We start from the raw sequence: 17,277 nt of genomic DNA on the forward strand, positions 1-17,277 counted from the left end.
ACATGACCCAGAGTTTATTTTTAGTAAAAAATGATGCAAGCCTTATACATACCTTACATATCTTTGTCAGCTTTTTTATTCTCCTAAGTGATTAATCTTACTAATAGTCTCTTGTCTTCTGCTATCGAGCAGATGGGTGTACCTCATGGTCATGGCCAGGGTGCTGTGGCCGAGTATATCTGCCACCTCCCTGATATCCACCCCTGCCATGAGCAGGTGGCTTGCGGCCGTATGGCGCAGATCGTGGGGCCGAAAGTGAGGGATTTTGTGCCCTGATGCTTCCATCTTTTTTCGTAAACTTCGCCAACAGGAGGAGAATGCCTTGGCCGGGGCGAGTCTGATATCTTTTTGGTTGAGATGGTTTTCTTTTAAAAAATAATAGCCTGTTGCTTCTGGGCTAACCGTCTGCAGAACCTCTGCAGCCTTTGTGGTCAGGGGCACTGATCTGGGAATACCGCTTTTGGTTTCGTGTATCCTGAGCGAGAGAGTCTCAAAATTAATATCCTCAGGGCGAAGTCTGGCCACCTCCGATGATCTCATTCCGGTATGCATAAGAAGCAGGACAAAGGGGTAAAATTTTGGATTACGGATGTTCTTTGACTCGTCCAAAACGATCTTGGCTTCTGCTGTGGTGAGAAAGCGAGTGTTTCCCTTGTCCGGTGGCACCCTGGTGATATCATTCACCGGGTTTTTAATATTAAGGCCCCATATTTTTCGGGCGTTATTGTACATCTTGGAGAGGATGGCGAGCTCGGTACGGATGGCAGAGTTTGAGTATCCCTCTTTTTGCCGTGTTAGCTGGTATTGAGCTACCAGGGCAGGTCGGATATCCGCAAGGCTGCGGTCAGCGCCCAGTAATCGGGTGAGATGCCTTGTTGCTCTGCTTTCCAGATCCAGGGTAGATTCTTTCTTGCCTGCAGCTGTGGAGTCTTCGGCATATTTGTCCAGGGCCTCCTGGAGAGATATCTGTTCGGCCAGGCGCGGATCTCCTGCGTCCTTTGCCCGGAGCAGTGCCTCATATTCGACGGCCCATGCCTGGGCCCTACACTTGGTGGGGAAACTCTTTCTGCGGGGCGTATGCCCTTTTATGCGAATGTGAGCTTCCCATACTATGCCGCTCTTGTTTTCCCTTTTCTTGAACGTTGCCATCTCATCTCACTTTTTCCTTTGCGCTCATTTTTGCGCTCACTTGTTTGGAAAAACATGCATATCTTTTGACTAAATATGTATAAGGGAGAATATAACTGCATTGGGTAGGAAAAGATAGTTTGAGGAAAAAAAGGCACAAAAAAACCCGCAAGCCCTTACGGGTTGCGGGTTCCTGAAGAACGTTGTTGTGTGTTCTTCATCCACTATATGGTGCCTAGAGCGAGAATCGAACTCGCACGGGCCGAAGCCCACGAGATTTTAAGTCTCGGGTGTCTACCAGTTCCACCATCCAGGCATAGTAGCTTTATTTGGGCAACCAACACGGCGTGTTGGCTACGAGGGGAGTTAATAACAAATCAGAAAGAAAAAGTCGAGCCTTTTATCTGATTTATTTGCTGATTATTTTAGTTCCTAACTCCCGCTCGATTTTAAGTGCAGGTGCCCCTGTTTCTTTAGCCTGCCATCTGCACGATTTTTAGCATATCACGTACTGCCAGATCAAGTCCAGAGAAGACGGCCCGGCCGATGATGGAGTGGCCGATGGAGAGTTCTTCAACGGCGTCGATGGCGGCAATGCGGGCGGCGTTGTGGTAGCCCAGGCCGTGCCCTGCATTTACCCGCAGGCCGCGTTGGGCGGCTTCTTGGGCGGCTACTACCAGAAGTTGGTACTCCTTCTCCTGAGCGGCTTCGCCTATGGCGTCGCTATATTTGCCCGTGTGTAGCTCGACAAACTGGGCCCCGATTTCGTAGGCGGCTTCAATCTGCTCTTCGACGGGGTCGATGAACAGGGATACCGGGATGTTCTTGGCAGTCATGCGCTCGATGGTGCGGGCCAGTTTTTTCTTCTGGCCGGCTACATCAAGACCGCCTTCGGTGGTCAGCTCCTGGCGTTTTTCAGGGACCAGGGTGATCATGTCAGGTCGGGTGTTCAGGGCAATTTTGATAATCTCCTTGTTGGCTCCCATCTCAAAGTTCATTTTGGTTTTGATGGTCTGGCGGAGGAGGATGATATCTCTGTCCTGCATATGTCGACGATCTTCACGCAGGTGGACAACAATGCCTGCCGCGCCGGCCATCTCGCAGATGGCAGCTGCGGCAACCGGATCCGGTTCGGTGATGCCGCGGGCCTGGCGGATGGTTGCCACGTGATCGATATTAATAGCTAATTGGGTCATCTTGAATCTCCTGTTAATTGCATATTCTTTCAATAGTACCTGTTCTTTATCTTCCATGAGCAGGGCGTCTTCCGGACCACGTTCGTGGTCATACCCTACAAGATGAAGTATGCCGTGTACCATGAGCCAGTTAAGGCGATGGCTTATTGTCTGTCCGTACTCTATGGCCTCCCGCATGGCAGTGTCAACCGAGATGATAATATCGCCAAGCTCGTGCACCGGTATCTGCTGGAGGAACTCTTCGCTTCCCTCGGCAAAGGGAAAGGAGAGGACGTTGGTGGGGCCCTTTTTCTCGCGGTAATGTTCGTTGAACCAGGTCATCTGGGCATCGGAGACAAAGACAATATTTAGATTGTGATCATTTACCCCAAGTTTTGTCAGCACCCAATGGGCAAAATGCTTTGCCTCTTTTTGGGGGATGGGAAGGCTAATCTCTTTGCACTGTAGTTCTACTGCCATGTTATTCCTCTTTCTGCTCTTGTTCGTAGGCGTGGATGATTTTTTGCACCAGGGGGTGGCGGACGACATCGGCCTTATCAAAGTGACAAAAACCGATATCCTTGATCTGGGCCAGGAGCTTCTCTGCCTGGAGCAGACCTGAATGTTCCTTGTTGGGCAGATCCACCTGGGTTACGTCGCCTGTGATTATGGCCTGTGAATCAAAACCAATTCTGGTGAGGAACATCTTCATCTGTTCTCGGGTGGTGTTTTGGGCCTCATCAAGAATGACAAAGGCGTTGCTCAGGGTGCGGCCACGCATAAAGGCCAGGGGGGCAACTTCAATAACACCCCGTTCAATGAGGTCGGCTGTCTTTTCCAGGCCAAGCATATCCTGGAGGGCATCGTAGATCGGGCGCAGATAGGGATCAACCTTATTAGCCAGGTCTCCCGGCAGAAAGCCCAGCTTTTCCCCGGCCTCAACAGCAGGACGGGTGAGAATGATAGAGCGCACCAGGCCACTGGCAAGGGCCGAGACAGCCATGGCCACGGCCAGATATGTTTTGCCTGTTCCCGCCGGGCCGATGCCGAAGACAATATCCTTATTGCGAATTTCGTCGATATAAAACTTTTGATTGGTAGTTTTGGGAGAGATTATCCGGTTTTCCGTGGTGACGTAGACCTTGTCGAGAAATATCTTGGCAAGATCTGCCTGGGGGCTAGACTCAAGTATTTGAATGCCGAAGGCAACGTCGGAGCTGTAGATCTGATGGCCCCTGCCTATGAGAGCATAGAGCTGGCGCAGGAGGTTGCCTGCCAGTTCTACACTGTGCGGCATGCCCTCAATGTTCAGCTGGGTACCCCGGGTTTTGATTGTCACCGAACAACTATGCTCTATGGTGCGGATATTACAGTTGTGCTCACCGTAGAGCAGGTTTGTCTGCTGGTTATCCTTAAAGGATATCTCTTCCTGAATGGCTTTCATAATATTAGAGGAGCCCTGCCTTGCGGAGTTCAGCGTCAATCATTGTCTGAAATGTTCGCTGCTCACGCTGTTTGAGTTTATGACCATTGATAAAGACGGTTGGGGTGCCGGTAACACCTGCAGATTTTGCGTCAATAATATCCTGGCGGACTTGAGCCCTGACGGCGTTGGAGTCCATATCCTTTTTAAAGAGGGGGATATCAAGCTCCAGCTCTTTGGCTGTTTTGATGAGATCTGATCTCTTAAGGTTTTTTATGGCAAATATTTTGTCATGATATGGCCAGAATTTTCCCTGGGCTTCAGCTGCCAGTCCTGCTCTTGCTGCTGGCTCTGCGGCCTTATGGAAGTTGAGAGGCATGTTTTTGAAGACAATTTTCACATTCTTGGAATTTGCCTCATATATTTGATCTATCAGTGGGACAAGCTTGCTGCAGTAGGGGCATTCAAAATCGGTGAACACGGCAATGGTTACCGGCGCATCTGCCTTACCCTTGAAGGGAGAGCCCTTGGTGTTGAATTCAACAACAAAATCTGTGCGGACAGCGCTGAATACATTGTTTGTGCTATCAAGCAGATAGATGATCTCTCCCTGTGGAGCAATGTCTATCGAGCTGACGCCGGGGGCAACGGGGATAAAACCCTGCAGTTTTCCCTCACGGCTATATACCATTACCTTGTGCTCTTTTGTCAGGAAGTAGACGTATTTATCGTCGAGTGAGTGGGCAAAATCAAGCACTCCGGCCGGTGCCTTCCAGTTTTGGGCAAGGGTCCACTCCACCTTTCCCTCCTGGCCCTGGCTTGTTTTTTCGCCAGCCTGTATAAAGGTGCTTGCCATAAGGAGGCTGATGGCACCTGCCGCGAGTATTGTAAGTTTTGAGAATTTCATGAAACCCTTAAAGTAGTATTGATGGTGTATAATGATTAATAAATTTTGCCCTGTTTGCTGTGCCTAAGATAGTCACTGCCAGGGCATTTTGCAAGAAAACAGCGAGTTGCTTCTGTGGAAAGATAAAAGCGAAGAATATTGGAAGAAAGCTGTTGACATTGTTTTTAAAAACATCTATAGTCTCGCTCGTTGCTGAGGCGCTAGTCGTCCTGGCAAGCTGAAAACATGTTGTGCGAGGGTGGCGGAACTGGTAGACGCACCAGACTTAGGATCTGGCGCCTTACGGTGTGGGGGTTCGACTCCCCCCTCTCGCACCACAATTTTGGATTGAAAAAAAGGGCTTTGACATTTTGTCAAAGCCCTTTTTTTGTTTGTATGGTGGCGCCCAGTTGCCTGTACAGTTGTTTTCCTCCTGTCTTTTTCCCTGAATAAAATACTTAATAGGGCGACCGATCTGCCCACGCCTCCGTGATCTTCCTGCTGAGAATGAATCTGCTACTCAGCGTGGCTCTGGTGGAGTGCAAGGCTTGTGTGTGAGACTGAAATAAGTTATCTTACATGTTATCAGAGTGTTCCGTTTATTTGTTCGCTCTCTAGGGGCCGGTAGGTTCAGCTTATCTGGAACCTTTTTCTGCGCATTATATAAAAAATTGAATAGATAATAGGTGATTATGTCCAGTATTATCCCTCGTTTTTATTTCGACCCTGAAGATTATCGACTTCTGAGAATTGTAAGCGAAGTTTTGGGGCAGGAGCGTGGTACCATTAAAGAGGCTCGCACCTTATTGCGTCCCTCTCTGCATCCCCATGGTATAAAAACCCTCGCCTCGAGTAGTAATCTGCGCATTGCCTTTGCCGTGATCAATCTCCTTAATCTGTTGGAGACAGGGCAGGCTAAAGAACGTTTGCAGGTACTCCGCTCTCTCCACGATGAGGTGCTCTCCTCCTCCGGCTCTATGCGTCGTAATACCGCCCGGGTTCTGATCCAGATTATGAAGACCTTGGTTCGTTCTCAGGGTAGTGAGCTGGAACAGCTTAAGCTTGCCCATGATTTCCGGGTGGCTGCCTCTGGTAAACCCCGTAATATTCTTAAACAGTTGCGTAAGTATCATCTCATTGAAATGCCTGAGGAGTGGAATCAGCTCAGCTTTGATGATCGTGTTCACGATGCCAATACTAAGGGGCGTAAATCGCCAACCCATCTAATTATGGATGCCTGGATAAAGGGTATTCGCCGCCTCACCGTTGTTTACTATCATTATGTTGATGCCGGGGTGGTGGAAGAGCTTCTCTCCGCTGCTGCTATTATGGACATTGAGGTACATATAGGGGTGGAGGTAACAGCTCTTCGTCGCGGGCGATTTGTGCAGATTATTTGGGAGCCGAAGGGCTTTGAGCAGTGTGAGGAGTATCTGAAATTTCTCTCCCAAGCTCCGGTACAGGAGTTTATGGCGGAGGGGCGTAAGGTGGCCCTGCATCATAATAAGTACGTCTACAGTTTGTTGGAGCTTTTTAATAAAAAGCATCGCTTCACCCTGCGGGATAAATTTGATCTTGATGTGCCATGTCTGGATCAGGTTAAATTTATTGATTTTATTGGGGCGGGGTCAGCCCTCTACTGATCATTTGGGTGGCTATATTGCCAAGGTGGTTCGTCCGCTTATTAAGAAGAAGGCCGAGGCCTTTAATGATCAGTATGCTGGCACCGATGATAGTGGAGAGAGGGCGGAGATACTTGAGAAACTCAAGGCTCTCAATCAGCTTGGTGCAGACTATTTTGTTGGGACCTTTCTCTTGCCGGGGGAAAATCCTAGTATTACCTATCTTCTCCAGCCTGCCGGGGACGATCCATTTTTGCTCCGGCAAAGTCCCCATGAGATGATTGTTGCCCTGCCAAAAATTCATTCTATAAACTCTTTTACCCTTAATACGGTTAATCTGGCTCAGGCTGATGTCATAGAAATTTTATATGAATGTCGTGGGGGAATTCGCTGTATTGAATTTTTCAGTCTGCGTGATCTCACCCAGAAGCGCTTTCGTGATGGCGAGGCCCTCGCTGAACTTAAAACTGCCCTGAATAAGGCTGATGTTGTTGCCCTGAAACATATTATTATTAACAATATAGATCAGGTATGTTTTGGCGATACTGTCTGCGAACAGGCAAGTGATGAGGTGGTTAGTCTTCGTGATATTCTTAATGATATAAATACATTGGCCGAGATGTATGTGCGCCAGCCTCTACAAACTTATATTGGCAGTGGCTCAACGGGAAATTTTGCCAGCACCTTTGGGATGGGCTTTGTGGTGCTTGAGACTCTGCCTGTGCGCGCTCAGCGTGAATATGCCCGTTCCGTGCAACATCAGGGAGTGTTTTGTGTGCCAATCAACACCGAGGTATGGGAGAAGTTTACCTATAAGCCTAAAAAGGGCATTACCGATCTTGGCAAGCGATTTTTGGCTTTTACCAAGTCCTCCCCTTTCTTTAAACGCCTGGGGCAGACCTGTGTTAAGAGCTATCTTGCCACGGAGATTAAGGTTGCCAGAGGGGGGAAATGTGGAAATATTGGCCTGCTCGGTGGTCGGAGCCTTGCCAGTAATGGCTTTGCCATAAAGGCGGCAGAGATTATTGAACCTAAGAGGGGACAGCGAATTCCTCTGCGTTATCTGAACAGCACCGTGCTTAACTGGCTTAAGGTTCTCGTTGGCTTTATCCCTGCCTTTTTAACCTTTTCTCTGACCAAAGATTGGTGGTTACTTTCCTATCTGGGTGCCTTTATCTGGTTTGGTATCACGGGTGGGCGTAATATTATTCAAGCCGTTGTCGGCGGTGGTGGTGGTCGCAATATTTCCCTCCTCCACTGGCATGAGTATGTTGATTGGAACAGAGTCTCTGACTCCCTGCTCTATACAGGTTTTTCTGTGCCTCTGCTTGACTGGCTCTGTAAGACGGTGGTTCTGGATCAGGGTTTTGGGGTAAATATCAGTAATAATGCTCTCTTACTCTATACGGTGATGAGTATTACCAATGGTTTTTATATTTGCAGTCATAATCTCTTTCGAGGCCTGCCCCCTAAGGCTGTTTTTGGCAATTTTTTCAGGAGTCTTCTTTCCATCCCCGTGGCGGTTCTCTTTAGTTGGGTCATTGGTGGTATTCTTGGTGCCTGTGGTATAGCTACTGCGGGAATCATTTTGCAAAAATGGGCCGCTGTTATCTCTAAGTTTGCCTCGGATTGTGTTGGTGGTATCATCGAGGGTGGTGCCGATCGTGGGGCCAATGTTCATATGCGGGTATGGGATTATCAGACGAAATTCAAGCGGGTGCTTCAGCTCTATACCAAAATTGAGATACTCTTTCCTGAGCGCAATGTCCTGCGGGTAATGTCGAAGCCGGATAAGTTTTTGGCGGAACTTCGGGAGAGGCGTTCTGGTCTTGAGAAGGCCCTGATCTTTGATTCACTTGATTTTCTTACCCTGTGGTTGTACCAGCCTCGAGCGTCCACGGCCCTTGAACATATACTGCGGCAAATGACCACCGAAGAGCGCTGTGTCTTTTTTATGTCCCAGCTTGTTCTAACTCAGGAGAGGGAGGTTTCACAGCTTCTGTTGGCAGGTTCTTTGGGCGAGCGCTTTGCCCGTGCCCTCTCTTTTTATCTGGATAGTTATAGACGATACCTGCGGGGACTTGATGCCCTGATGGAAAAAATTGGTACCACCGAGCATAGAGAGCTCTGTGGTGAAAAACCTTGGGAAATAAGTGATCTTCGTCTGGGCTTTTAGAGACCATACGGGAGAGTTTGGAGATTTGTTGATTATGTCAATACGGGCAATAGCGGTAGATTTATACAGGGCCCAGCAGAAGGTGGATGCCCTGCTGTCTCAGATAGAAGAGGCCTCCTCACAGGAGGAAGATGTGCTCCGTACTGAGCTAGGTGCTGCCCGTCTGGAGCACAGTATGATAAAGAAAATGTTGGAGAGTAAAAAAGAGTCCGGTGATTATAGAAAGAAATTTGGAGGGATGAGTTTCGGCTTGTGATCTTTTGTTCTCTAAGAGCTTGTCTGTGAGGGGACAAAGTTGTATTTTGCAAAGTTGTTGATAGTGTCTGATTTATTTTATTTTGTTTTTTAAAGATAGAGGTTTGAAATGGAGTCGTTATTCTCTGCTCGGATTAAAAAAGTTCCCCGTTCTTTCATTCGTGAGATATTAAAAGTTTCCCTTGATCCGGAAATTATTTCTTTTGCCGGGGGTATTCCTAACCCTGCTCTCTTTCCCCTGAAAGAGTTAGAGGCGGCAACAGCCAAGGTCTTTGCCGAAAAGGGTGCAGCTGCCCTGCAGTATAGCAATTCCGAGGGCGTCCTGGCTCTTCGTGAGCAGGTTGCCGCCCGCTATCTGCATACCCATGGCTTTCAAATTCCTGTGGAGAATATTCTTATTACCTGTGGTTCTCAGCAGGCTCTGGATCTGCTTGGTAAATCTCTCTTGGATGAGGGTGACAGGGTGCTTATTGAGGAGCCTGGTTATCTTGGCGCCATCCAGTCTCTCTCTCTCTTTCAGCCTCAATTTGTCCCCGTCCCTCTGGCTGGTGATGGTGTTGATACCCGGGCCATGGCGGCGAGACTTGCGGAGGGGGCGGCCAAGATGTTTTACTGTGTCCCCACCTTTCAGAACCCGTCCGGACTCTCCTATACAGAGTCTGTGGTTAGGGAGGTTGCAGATCTTGCCAGAAAGAATAACTTTCTTATTGTCGAGGATAGTCCCTACGGAGAGTTACGTTTTCGCGGAGAGCGTGCCCCCTCTTTTTACCAATTTCTGCCCGAACAGACCGTGTTAATGGGGACATTTTCTAAGAGTGTTACTCCGGGATTCCGTATTGGTTGGGTTGTGGCTCCGCCTGTTCTGCAGGAGAAGTTGCTTATTGCTAAGCAGGCTGCAGACCTGCATACCTCAAATTTTACCCAGATGATTCTGGCCCAGTATCTTGAGGATAATGATCTGGATAAGCATATTGAAAAAATTGTTAAGCTTTATGGGAAAAACTGCCTGATGATGGAGCAGGTACTTGCCGAGTGCTTTCCCGCTGAGGTGCACTTTACCAAACCGGACGGTGGTATGTTTCTCTGGGGCGAGTTGCCGGAGGGGATGGAGTCCATGGCCCTTTTTGATTACTGCTTGGCGGAAAAGGTTGTTTTTGTGCCGGGAGAGCCTTTTTATACCAATAATAATCCCACCAGGTCGTTCAGGTTAAGTTTTTCCTGTGTGAATGAGGCTTCTATTCGTGAGGGTATTGGCCGTTTTGTCCGTGGCTATAATGCCTATGCGGCCAGCCTTTAGTCTTGCCAAAGGGTCGGGAGCCTGGCTCCCGACCCTTTCGTTTACAGGTTCAGGTCTTCACTGTTTACATAGGCATAGGCATTATGTTTATGGATTGATTCGAAGCTCTCTACGCTGATCGAGAATGCGTGGATCAGTGGATGCTCTCCTGCCCTGACGGCAATCTTTCGTACCACATCTTCGACGAACATGGGGTTGTCGAAGGCCTTTTCGGTGACATATTTTTCATCGGGTCGTTTGAGGACAGAGTAGACCTGGCAGGAGGCTGATTCTTCAACAAGCTGAATAAGATCTTCCAGCCAGAGATGTTCCTTCATCTCTACCCTGAAAATAGCCTCGGCCCGTTGGTTGTGGGCGCCGCCATCGCTGATCTCTTTGGAGCATGGACAAAGGGTGGTGACAGGTACATAGAGGCTGGTGGTAATGCCCGACTCCCCTGTGCTGGCAGAAAAGGTGCAGTTGTATTCCATCAGGCCGCGAAGCTCGCTTACCGGTGCCTTTTTGCTGACAAAGAAGGGGCAGGAGAGGCTCAGGGTAATTTTTTCAACCCCGATATTTTCCTTGAACTCTTCCAGAAGTCTGTGCCAGCTCTTTGGCTCTATCTCTTTAGTGAAGGATGGCAGGAGGCGCTGAACTTCCCCCGAAATATCTCCCTTAAGCGTCTCTTTTATAGTTGCGGTGATCTTACAGCTGGCGATGCTATGCTGGAGCTTGCCATCTTTTTGCCCGAGGATGATGGGAATTTCCAGGTCGGCAATACCTACCTTTTGACATATTGTGCTCTGTTTTTTAGACATTGTATTTTCTGTTCTGAAAGTATTTGCAGATAATAACTCTGTGCAGAGCCGTTATCCCTGAAGCTGTTGAGAGTTGCTTACCCCCAGAGAGTCATATATTTCCCGGGTGGCGGTCGAGGTATTAAGGGTGAAGAACTGTATACCACGCACGTGTTGGTCTATCAGATCTCGTACCTGTTCTGTCGCCCAGTGTATACCAACCTTGCGTACCATTGTATCATTTTCTGCCCGTTGGACTATTTTTAACAGTTTTGCCGGGATTCTTGCCCCTGCAGCAAGCTCTGCGGTCCGAATCAGCCCCTTTTTGCTGGCGACGGGCATGATGCCTGCCACAATGGGTACGGTGATTCCTGCCTGTAGGCATCTCTCTGAAAAATCATAGAAGTCATGATTATCATAGAAGAGTTGGGTGACAATATAGTCAGCACCCTGCTCGACTTTTTGGCGTAGATGCTCAATTTCTTGTAGTCGATTTGGGGTTTCGGGATGGCCTTCCGGAAAACCTGCTACTCCGACACACATATGCGGGAAGTGTCTCTTTATAAAACCGACAAGATCGGCCGCATAGAGGAAATCATCCACCGTTTCAGCCGCATCATCTGTAGGTGCTGGTGGATCACCCTTCAGGGCCAGGATGTTGTGGATTCCCGCCTCGTCATAGCGTTTGAGGATGCGCAGTATCTCTGCCCTGCTGGAACCTACGCAGGTGAGATGGGAGACCACGGTGAGATTTGTCTCTCTTCTTATGCGAAGAACGAGGTCATGGGTCTTCTCCCGGGTAGAGCCTCCTGCCCCGTAGGTTATGCTGATATAGGATGGGGCCAGGGGGATGAGCTGTTTCAGGGTTTGTAGGAGACGTTCCTCTCCCTCTTTGTTTTTTGGGGGAAAAAACTCAAAGCTGAATGTTGGTGAATAGTGCTCTAGCAGGTCTCGGACAAGCATTGTGGCTCTCTTGGCTGTGGAGGAAGGCGCTCAGGGAGGCTTGTGCCTCTCTGTCTTTTCTCCTGGTTTTGTTTTTTTTTGTGAAGGGGGAAGAGGCATACTACCCTGTTTGTTGAGTCTTTCTCAAGGGCATTTTCGCTTGATTTTGCAATAGAGAAAATTTTTCAAGCGTTTATTGTTATTTCAGTGTATTTTTCCCGCTTCTATGAGCGGGATTAACCTACATTTTTCTGCCTGGCCGGATAGAGGGACGGGCGGTGTTTATGTCCCCGTAAAAACGACGAGATAGGTAATCTATGACCAGCGAAGAGGCAAGGATAAGAGTAGATAAATGGCTGTGGGCGGCCCGTTTTTTCAAAACACGTTCTCTTGCCTCCGCGGCAGTAAATGGTGGCAAGGTTCATCTGGGTGGCAATCGGGTCAAGGCATCTCGTCCCGTTGGGGTGGGGATGGTGCTTACCATCACCCGGGGAGTGGTTGAGTTTGAGGTCACTATTCTTGCTCTTAATCAACAGCGCAGACCGGCGGTTGAGGCCCAACTACTCTATGAGGAAAGTGAGGCAAGCAGAATCAAAAGGGAGGAGAATCGTGAGTTGCGTAGAGCCCTCAATGTTAGCCACAGTCCTCCTGCGAAAAAACCAAGCAAACGAGATCGACGTAAGATAAAAGAGTTTGTTCGCAAAAGTTAGAGGCACTACTTTATAATATTTTCTCCCACCGATTTCAGGTGGTTTTTACCTGGTGAACCCACCAATATATCTACAAGGAGTATACTGTGAAGAAAATAGAAAGGGCACTTATTAGTCTTACCGATAAAGCTGGTATAGAAGGCTTTGCAACTGAGTTGGCTGAGCTTGGTGTTGATTTACTCTCCACCGGTGGAACTGCAAAAAAATTGCGTGATGCCGGTCTTGATGTAAGGGATGTTTCTGAATTCACAGGTTTTCCTGAAATGCTTGATGGTCGGGTAAAGACCCTCCATCCCAAGGTGCACGGTGGTATTTTAAATCAGCGTGACAATGAGGAGCACCGTCGACAATGTGCTGATCATGACCTGCAGAACATCGATTTGATTGCAGTAAATCTCTATGCCTTTGCAGAGACCGTGGCAGATCCGGATTGTAGTCTTGCCGATGCCATTGAAAATATTGATATTGGCGGCCCAACCATGTTGCGGGCAGCGGCTAAAAACTTTAATGATGTCACCGTCATTGTTGACCCGGCAGATTATCCGCAGGTAATTGCTGAGATTAAGGCCACAGGTAATACCACTCTGAAAACTCGTTTCCGCCTTGCTGCTAAGGTCTTTAAGCTTACCTCCACCTATGATACGGCAATTTCAGCCTGGCTCGATAAGGTAGATGTTGAAACCAATAGCTTTTTTGATGGGGAGTAGGCAATGTTGAAAATGGCGGTTCTTCTTTCTGGTAGTGGTCGTACCCTTGATAATTTCCATGAGCGTATAGAGGAAGGTTCTCTGTCGGCCAGTATTGAGGTGGTGATTTCTAATGTCCAGGACGCTCTTGGTTTGACCAAGGCAGAAAATTATGGTTATCCCGCCTATTATGGCGTAAATAACGAGGCCATTAATCAAATTATTGCCAATTTTGATGTTGATATTATCTGTCTTGCGGGGTATTTGAAATTATATACGCCGCCTGCCCGTCTTCAGCGGGCAGTGTTGAATATTCATCCAAGCCTTATACCGGCCTTTTGCGGAGATGGCTTTTATGGGAGTCGGGTACACCGGGCAGTGAAGGCCAAGGGCTGTACCGTCAGTGGTTGTACCGTCCACTTTGCCAATGAGGTCTATGACGAGGGCCCCATTATTTTGCAAAAGTCCGTGGCCCTTGATTATGATGATGAGCCCAGTGATATTGCCTCCAGGGTTTTTGACGCGGAGTGTGAGGCCTTTCCCGAGGCTATTAACCGGGTAGATGAGCTTGGTATCGACTTTTTCTGGAAGAGGAGCGGAAAATGAGAGAGCAGAAGCGAATTTTGATGCAGGCCCAGGATATTGATATGGCTCTTGAGCGTATCTCTTTGCAAATTCTGGAAAAAAACAAAAACAGAGAGCATCTTGCTGTTATTGGGATTCATACCTGTGGTGTCCACCTCGGTCGCCGTATTCATGCCCTGCTCTCCGAAAAACTTGGCCGTAAGATTCCCTTTGGTAGTCTCGATATTAATCTGTATCGTGATGACTGGAGTCTTGTCAGTCAAAATCCCGTGGTTAAGACCACCAATCTGCCCTTTGAGGTTGATGGTACTACTATTATTCTTGTCGATGATGTGATCTTCTCTGGCAGGACTGTCCGGGCGGGGATGGATGCTATTTTTGATTACGGCAGACCGGCAAGTCTGCAGTTGGCGACCCTTATTGATCGGGGTGAACGCGAGTTACCCATCTCTCCCGACTATGTGGGAATGGCTACGGAGATACTGCCTCAGGAGCGTATCGAGGTGGTTGTGGATGGGGAGAACAACTGTATTGAGGTGGTGGTGGAAAGTTAATTGCATTTTTTTTCCAGGAACCACTTATCAATAGCACGACATGTACTATAGTGTATGTCGTGCTATTTTCGTTTAAAAAAACATTTATATAATATGTACGCCTCTGGCGAATAGGAATAGAGATAAATCATGGAGCTTCTTGCGCCTGTTGGCAATATCCAAAATTTTCACGTAGCCCTCGAGAGTGGTGCCGATGCGGTTTATGTCGGGGCCCCTGGTCTTAATGCCAGGACCTTGGCACGGGATGTCAGTTTAGAAGAGATCGCGGCAATGATTGAATACTGTCATGACCGGGATAAAAAACTGTATGTTGCTGCAAATAGCCTGGTCCTTGAAAAGGAGCTTGATACTGTTATTGATAGCTTGGCTATTCTTGAAGCCCTGAAACCGGATGGTTTGATTGTGCAGGATATGGGCGTTGTCCGTCTTATTCGTGATTATTTTCCCAAGATTCATATCCACGGTTCTACCCTCACCACTGCCCATAATTCGGACTCCGTTCGTTTTATGGAACGTCTGGGTTGTGACCGGGTTGTGCTTGCTCGTGAGCTTACCCTGAAAGAGATTGAGACCATTGCTCAAAAAAGAGGGAAGGCTGAACTTGAGGTCTTTATTCATGGCGCCATGTGTTTTTCCTATTCCGGACTCTGTCTTTTTTCCTCCTATCTTGGCGGTAAGTCAGGTCTTCGTGGTCGTTGTGTTCAACCCTGTCGTCGAGGTTATCGCTTAGGAAGCCAGAAGGCCGTTGCTCTTGATGGTAAGGGTAGTCGTGGTCCTAAGGGACTCAAGGGACGTGGTGGTCAGAAGCAAAATGTTGCGGGACGTGGTGGATCAAGTAGGTCAGAGTATCTCTTTTCCATGAACGATCTCTCCGGTCTTGAGGTTGTCCCTGCCCTGCGTGATATGGGCATTGCCTCACTTAAGATTGAAGGTCGTTTGCGTTCTGCCCACTATGTTGAACACATCGTCCGTGCCTATCGTCTGATGATGGATGCAACTCCGGAAAATGTAGAGACGGTACTGCCCGAGGCCCAGAAACTTGCAGAACAGGCCATGAGCCGTAAGATAAGTCCCGGATATTTTTTATCACCCCAGCCTGCCGAGGCCATAAGCCATCTGCACTCCGGAAATATGGGCCTGCATCTTGGCCGTTTTACCAAAATTGATGGCGGAGAGAAAGCTCCCAGTGCCCGTTTTCGTCTTAAGGAAAATGTGGGTCTGGGCGATCGTCTCCGTCTCCATATTGAGCCGGGTGGCGAGCGCATTGCCTTTTCCCTTAAGGAACTTTTTGGTGAGAGGAATAAGTCGGTTGCAAGGGGCCTTGCCGGTGAGAGTGTTAAAATTAACCTACCCGTAGATTTGCTCAAGCACCGTGTCGGTAGCTGCGATGTCTATAAGGTTGATGCTAAATCTACCATTGAGGTGGCAAAAACCTTGCCTCTTGGCTCTAAGAAAGAGGAAATTGAGACCATTTTTGCCAAGAGGCGTTCTCTTATCTTCGATGCCCGTAGTGACTCTTTGGCTGAAATAGAGCCCATTCCCGTTTTGGCAGAGGATGATCTGTCGCGACCCTCTACTCTGAAGCTGACTAAAAGGTCTTTTAAGCAGTCAAGGGTAAGTCGTAGTAAGCGGGCCGTGCAGGAGACTAATTTGCACAAGCAGCTCAAGCTTCCCTTTGAGTGGTGGCTCCGTCTTGACTCAGCAAAAACAGTGCTCAGTCCTCTACCGTTTACCCCCGATCGATTTTTGCTCTCTCTCGATAAGGCCATGGTGCGTCAGGCCTCTCAGATAAAGAAGTATTTAGGGACGCGGTCTCGTCAGGTTATCTGGGCGCTTCCTCCTGTTGTTATGGAAAATGATCTGGGCAGAATGCGTAAGAATATTCAGCTATTGATTTCCTCTGGTTATAGAAGCTTTCAGATTTCCAATATGAGTCAACTGGAATTTTTTGGCCGGGAAAAGGTGCATCTCTATGGAGATTACACCTTGAATTTGCTCAATACTCAATCTCTTATGCTGGCCTCGCAGATAGGCTTTGAGTCGGTGCAATTTTCCATCGAAACAGATAGGGAAAACCTGTATAATAGTCTTGCCAGTTATCGTGAGCTTACTTCTGCCCATAAGCTTGGTGCTGAGGTGCCTAAGATTCCTATTGGTCTTACTGTTTATGGTGCTCCGCCACTCTATACTTCGCGCCTTGCCTCTTCTCATTTTAATTTTGATCGAGAGGTGTTGAGTCCCAAGAACGAAGGTTTTGTCATACGAAAGCGTGATGGATTTACCCAGACCTATCCAACCAGACCATTCTCGCTTATTCCTTATATGCGCGATTTAAAGGAGTTGGGCGTGAACTATGTGGTGATGGATCTTTGTGGTTCAGGCAGGGGCTCCAAGGAGGTGGAGGAGTTGGCTGGTCGTCTTGCCGGTGGCAGAGGTAGCAAATTGCCGACCTTTAATTATTTGGGCGAATTGCAATAGTATGTTGTTAGAATAAAAGAGGTAGAAAGAGCCTGTAATCTGTGATATCTGAGGAGTCTTGCTTGGTAAAACGAAAGTTTTATTGACTTTCAGAACCGCGCATATTATAAGGAGCACTCTTTCGTAGAAATCCACTGTCCGCACTCTCTGGTCGAGACAGTTAAATGAATTTATTATTGTTTTACCAGTCGCATTGGTGAGTAAAAACAAAAGGAGTTAATTCGTGGCTAATCATAAATCAGCTGAGAAAAGAAACCGTCAGAATCAAGTCGCTCGTTTGCGTAACAAAAGCACCAGAACTGCTATGAAAAATAGTGTTCGTAAACTTGATGAGGCTCTGGAAGCTGGTGTTGAAGCTGACACCGCTGAGGCTCTCAGAGGCGCTATCTCTCGTATTGCTAAGACCGCAAGCAAGGGAGTTATTCACAAGAAGACTGCTTCACGCAAGATCTCTCGCTTAACCAAGCGTGTGAATGCCCTCGTTGCTGCTTAGTCAGCACGTGTAGCTTTGTTGTAAGAAGGGGACACAGGCCATTTGGTCTGTGTCCCTTTTTTTATGCCCTGCATGTTTCTACATGTAGAAA

Annotated in this window: 15 protein-coding genes, 2 tRNA genes and 1 pseudogene; 11 read left to right on the top strand and 7 right to left on the bottom strand. The window is 48.1% G+C overall.

Features of this window, described 5'->3' with window-relative positions; all coding sequences use genetic code 11:
• Window positions 1-75: 75 nt before the first annotated feature.
• The 5 genes from DP_RS08130 to DP_RS08150 all read right to left on the bottom strand — a co-directional run bounded on the left by DP_RS08130 (window position 76) and on the right by DP_RS08150 (window position 4,633).
• Window positions 76-1,149, bottom strand: a complete 1,074-nt coding sequence (locus DP_RS08130) for a tyrosine-type recombinase/integrase (protein WP_011188845.1) — start codon at window positions 1,147-1,149, stop codon at window positions 76-78.
• Between the two features lie 208 nt (window positions 1,150-1,357).
• Window positions 1,358-1,444 (bottom strand) — tRNA-Leu (locus DP_RS08135).
• Between the two features lie 157 nt (window positions 1,445-1,601).
• Window positions 1,602-2,783: a pyridoxine 5'-phosphate synthase gene (locus DP_RS17415; RefSeq protein ID WP_011188846.1), complete on the bottom strand. Its 1,182-nt coding sequence runs from the start codon at window positions 2,781-2,783 to the stop codon at window positions 1,602-1,604.
• Between the two features lies 1 nt (window position 2,784).
• Window positions 2,785-3,747 carry a PhoH family protein gene (locus tag DP_RS08145; protein ID WP_041277791.1) on the bottom strand — a complete coding sequence of 321 codons (963 nt, stop codon included), beginning with the start codon at window positions 3,745-3,747 and terminating at the stop codon, window positions 2,785-2,787.
• Window positions 3,748-3,751: 4 nt separating this feature from the next.
• Window positions 3,752-4,633, bottom strand: a complete 882-nt coding sequence (locus tag DP_RS08150; RefSeq protein WP_011188848.1) for a DsbA family protein — start codon at window positions 4,631-4,633, stop codon at window positions 3,752-3,754.
• A gap of 232 nt (window positions 4,634-4,865) precedes the next feature.
• Between DP_RS08150 and DP_RS08155 the strand changes: the two genes are divergently transcribed.
• The 5 genes from DP_RS08155 to DP_RS08170 all read left to right on the top strand — a co-directional run bounded on the left by DP_RS08155 (window position 4,866) and on the right by DP_RS08170 (window position 9,962).
• Window positions 4,866-4,950: transfer RNA gene (locus DP_RS08155), tRNA-Leu, on the top strand.
• Window positions 4,951-5,304: 354 nt separating this feature from the next.
• Window positions 5,305-6,255, top strand: a complete 951-nt coding sequence (locus DP_RS16785; protein ID WP_011188849.1) for a hypothetical protein — start codon at window positions 5,305-5,307, stop codon at window positions 6,253-6,255.
• On the top strand, window positions 6,221-8,410 hold the full coding sequence (locus tag DP_RS08160) for a hypothetical protein (protein ID WP_049785039.1): 2,190 nt from the start codon (window positions 6,221-6,223) through the stop codon (window positions 8,408-8,410). Before DP_RS16785 ends, DP_RS08160 begins: the two co-directional genes overlap by 35 nt.
• A gap of 28 nt (window positions 8,411-8,438) precedes the next feature.
• Window positions 8,439-8,666: a hypothetical protein gene (locus DP_RS08165; RefSeq protein WP_156792238.1), complete on the top strand. Its 228-nt coding sequence runs from the start codon at window positions 8,439-8,441 to the stop codon at window positions 8,664-8,666.
• Window positions 8,667-8,774: 108 nt separating this feature from the next.
• Window positions 8,775-9,962: an aminotransferase-like domain-containing protein gene (locus DP_RS08170; protein ID WP_011188851.1), complete on the top strand. Its 1,188-nt coding sequence runs from the start codon at window positions 8,775-8,777 to the stop codon at window positions 9,960-9,962.
• A gap of 41 nt (window positions 9,963-10,003) precedes the next feature.
• On the opposite strand, the gene folE2 is transcribed toward DP_RS08170, so the two are convergent.
• Window positions 10,004-10,759, bottom strand: coding sequence for a GTP cyclohydrolase FolE2 (gene folE2, locus DP_RS08175; protein WP_011188852.1), 756 nt, complete (start codon window positions 10,757-10,759; stop codon window positions 10,004-10,006).
• Window positions 10,760-10,810: 51 nt separating this feature from the next.
• Window positions 10,811-11,701: a methylenetetrahydrofolate reductase [NAD(P)H] gene (gene metF, locus DP_RS08180; protein ID WP_011188853.1), complete on the bottom strand. Its 891-nt coding sequence runs from the start codon at window positions 11,699-11,701 to the stop codon at window positions 10,811-10,813.
• Between the two features lie 296 nt (window positions 11,702-11,997).
• Between metF and DP_RS08185 the strand changes: the two genes are divergently transcribed.
• From DP_RS08185 to rpsT, 6 genes and pseudogenes are all read left to right on the top strand, one after another.
• Complete coding sequence (locus DP_RS08185) at window positions 11,998-12,390, top strand: RNA-binding S4 domain-containing protein (protein WP_011188854.1); 393 nt, start codon at window positions 11,998-12,000, stop codon at window positions 12,388-12,390.
• 86 nt (window positions 12,391-12,476) lie between these two features.
• Window positions 12,477-13,052: pseudogene (locus DP_RS08190) on the top strand (IMP cyclohydrolase); the annotation flags it as partial.
• A 48-nt stretch (window positions 13,053-13,100) separates the two neighbouring features.
• Window positions 13,101-13,682 (top strand): formyltransferase family protein, encoded by a 582-nt coding sequence (locus tag DP_RS08195; RefSeq protein ID WP_011188856.1) that lies wholly within the window; start codon window positions 13,101-13,103, stop codon window positions 13,680-13,682.
• Window positions 13,679-14,215, top strand: coding sequence for a bifunctional pyr operon transcriptional regulator/uracil phosphoribosyltransferase PyrR (gene pyrR / locus DP_RS08200; protein ID WP_011188857.1), 537 nt, complete (start codon window positions 13,679-13,681; stop codon window positions 14,213-14,215). Before DP_RS08195 ends, pyrR begins: the two co-directional genes overlap by 4 nt.
• 129 nt (window positions 14,216-14,344) lie before the next feature.
• A complete protein-coding gene (locus DP_RS16790) occupies window positions 14,345-16,693 on the top strand; it encodes a peptidase U32 family protein (protein WP_011188858.1) in 2,349 nt (782 codons plus the stop codon).
• Between the two features lie 223 nt (window positions 16,694-16,916).
• Window positions 16,917-17,186 carry a 30S ribosomal protein S20 gene (gene rpsT / locus DP_RS08210; protein WP_011188859.1) on the top strand — a complete coding sequence of 90 codons (270 nt, stop codon included), beginning with the start codon at window positions 16,917-16,919 and terminating at the stop codon, window positions 17,184-17,186.
• Window positions 17,187-17,277 lie beyond the last annotated feature (91 nt).

Source organism: Desulfotalea psychrophila LSv54 (assembly GCF_000025945.1).
Taxonomy (GTDB): domain Bacteria; phylum Desulfobacterota; class Desulfobulbia; order Desulfobulbales; family Desulfocapsaceae; genus Desulfotalea; species Desulfotalea psychrophila.

Bases quoted from the DNA above. Each gene is read 5' to 3' on its own strand.
- DP_RS08130 (WP_011188845.1), bottom strand. From the start codon at position 1,149: ATGGCAACGTTCAAGAAAAGGGAAAACAAGAGCGGCATAGTATGGGAA.
- DP_RS17415 (WP_011188846.1), bottom strand. From the start codon at position 2,783: ATGGCAGTAGAACTACAGTGCAAAGAGATTAGCCTTCCCATCCCCCAA.
- DP_RS08145 (WP_041277791.1), bottom strand. From the start codon at position 3,747: ATGAAAGCCATTCAGGAAGAGATATCCTTTAAGGATAACCAGCAGACA.
- DP_RS08150 (WP_011188848.1), bottom strand. From the start codon at position 4,633: ATGAAATTCTCAAAACTTACAATACTCGCGGCAGGTGCCATCAGCCTC.
- DP_RS16785 (WP_011188849.1), top strand. From the start codon at position 5,305: ATGTCCAGTATTATCCCTCGTTTTTATTTCGACCCTGAAGATTATCGA.
- DP_RS08170 (WP_011188851.1), top strand. From the start codon at position 8,775: ATGGAGTCGTTATTCTCTGCTCGGATTAAAAAAGTTCCCCGTTCTTTC.
- folE2 (WP_011188852.1), bottom strand. From the start codon at position 10,759: ATGTCTAAAAAACAGAGCACAATATGTCAAAAGGTAGGTATTGCCGAC.
- metF (WP_011188853.1), bottom strand. From the start codon at position 11,701: ATGCTTGTCCGAGACCTGCTAGAGCACTATTCACCAACATTCAGCTTT.
- DP_RS08185 (WP_011188854.1), top strand. From the start codon at position 11,998: ATGACCAGCGAAGAGGCAAGGATAAGAGTAGATAAATGGCTGTGGGCG.
- DP_RS08195 (WP_011188856.1), top strand. From the start codon at position 13,101: ATGTTGAAAATGGCGGTTCTTCTTTCTGGTAGTGGTCGTACCCTTGAT.
- pyrR (WP_011188857.1), top strand. From the start codon at position 13,679: ATGAGAGAGCAGAAGCGAATTTTGATGCAGGCCCAGGATATTGATATG.
- DP_RS16790 (WP_011188858.1), top strand. From the start codon at position 14,345: ATGGAGCTTCTTGCGCCTGTTGGCAATATCCAAAATTTTCACGTAGCC.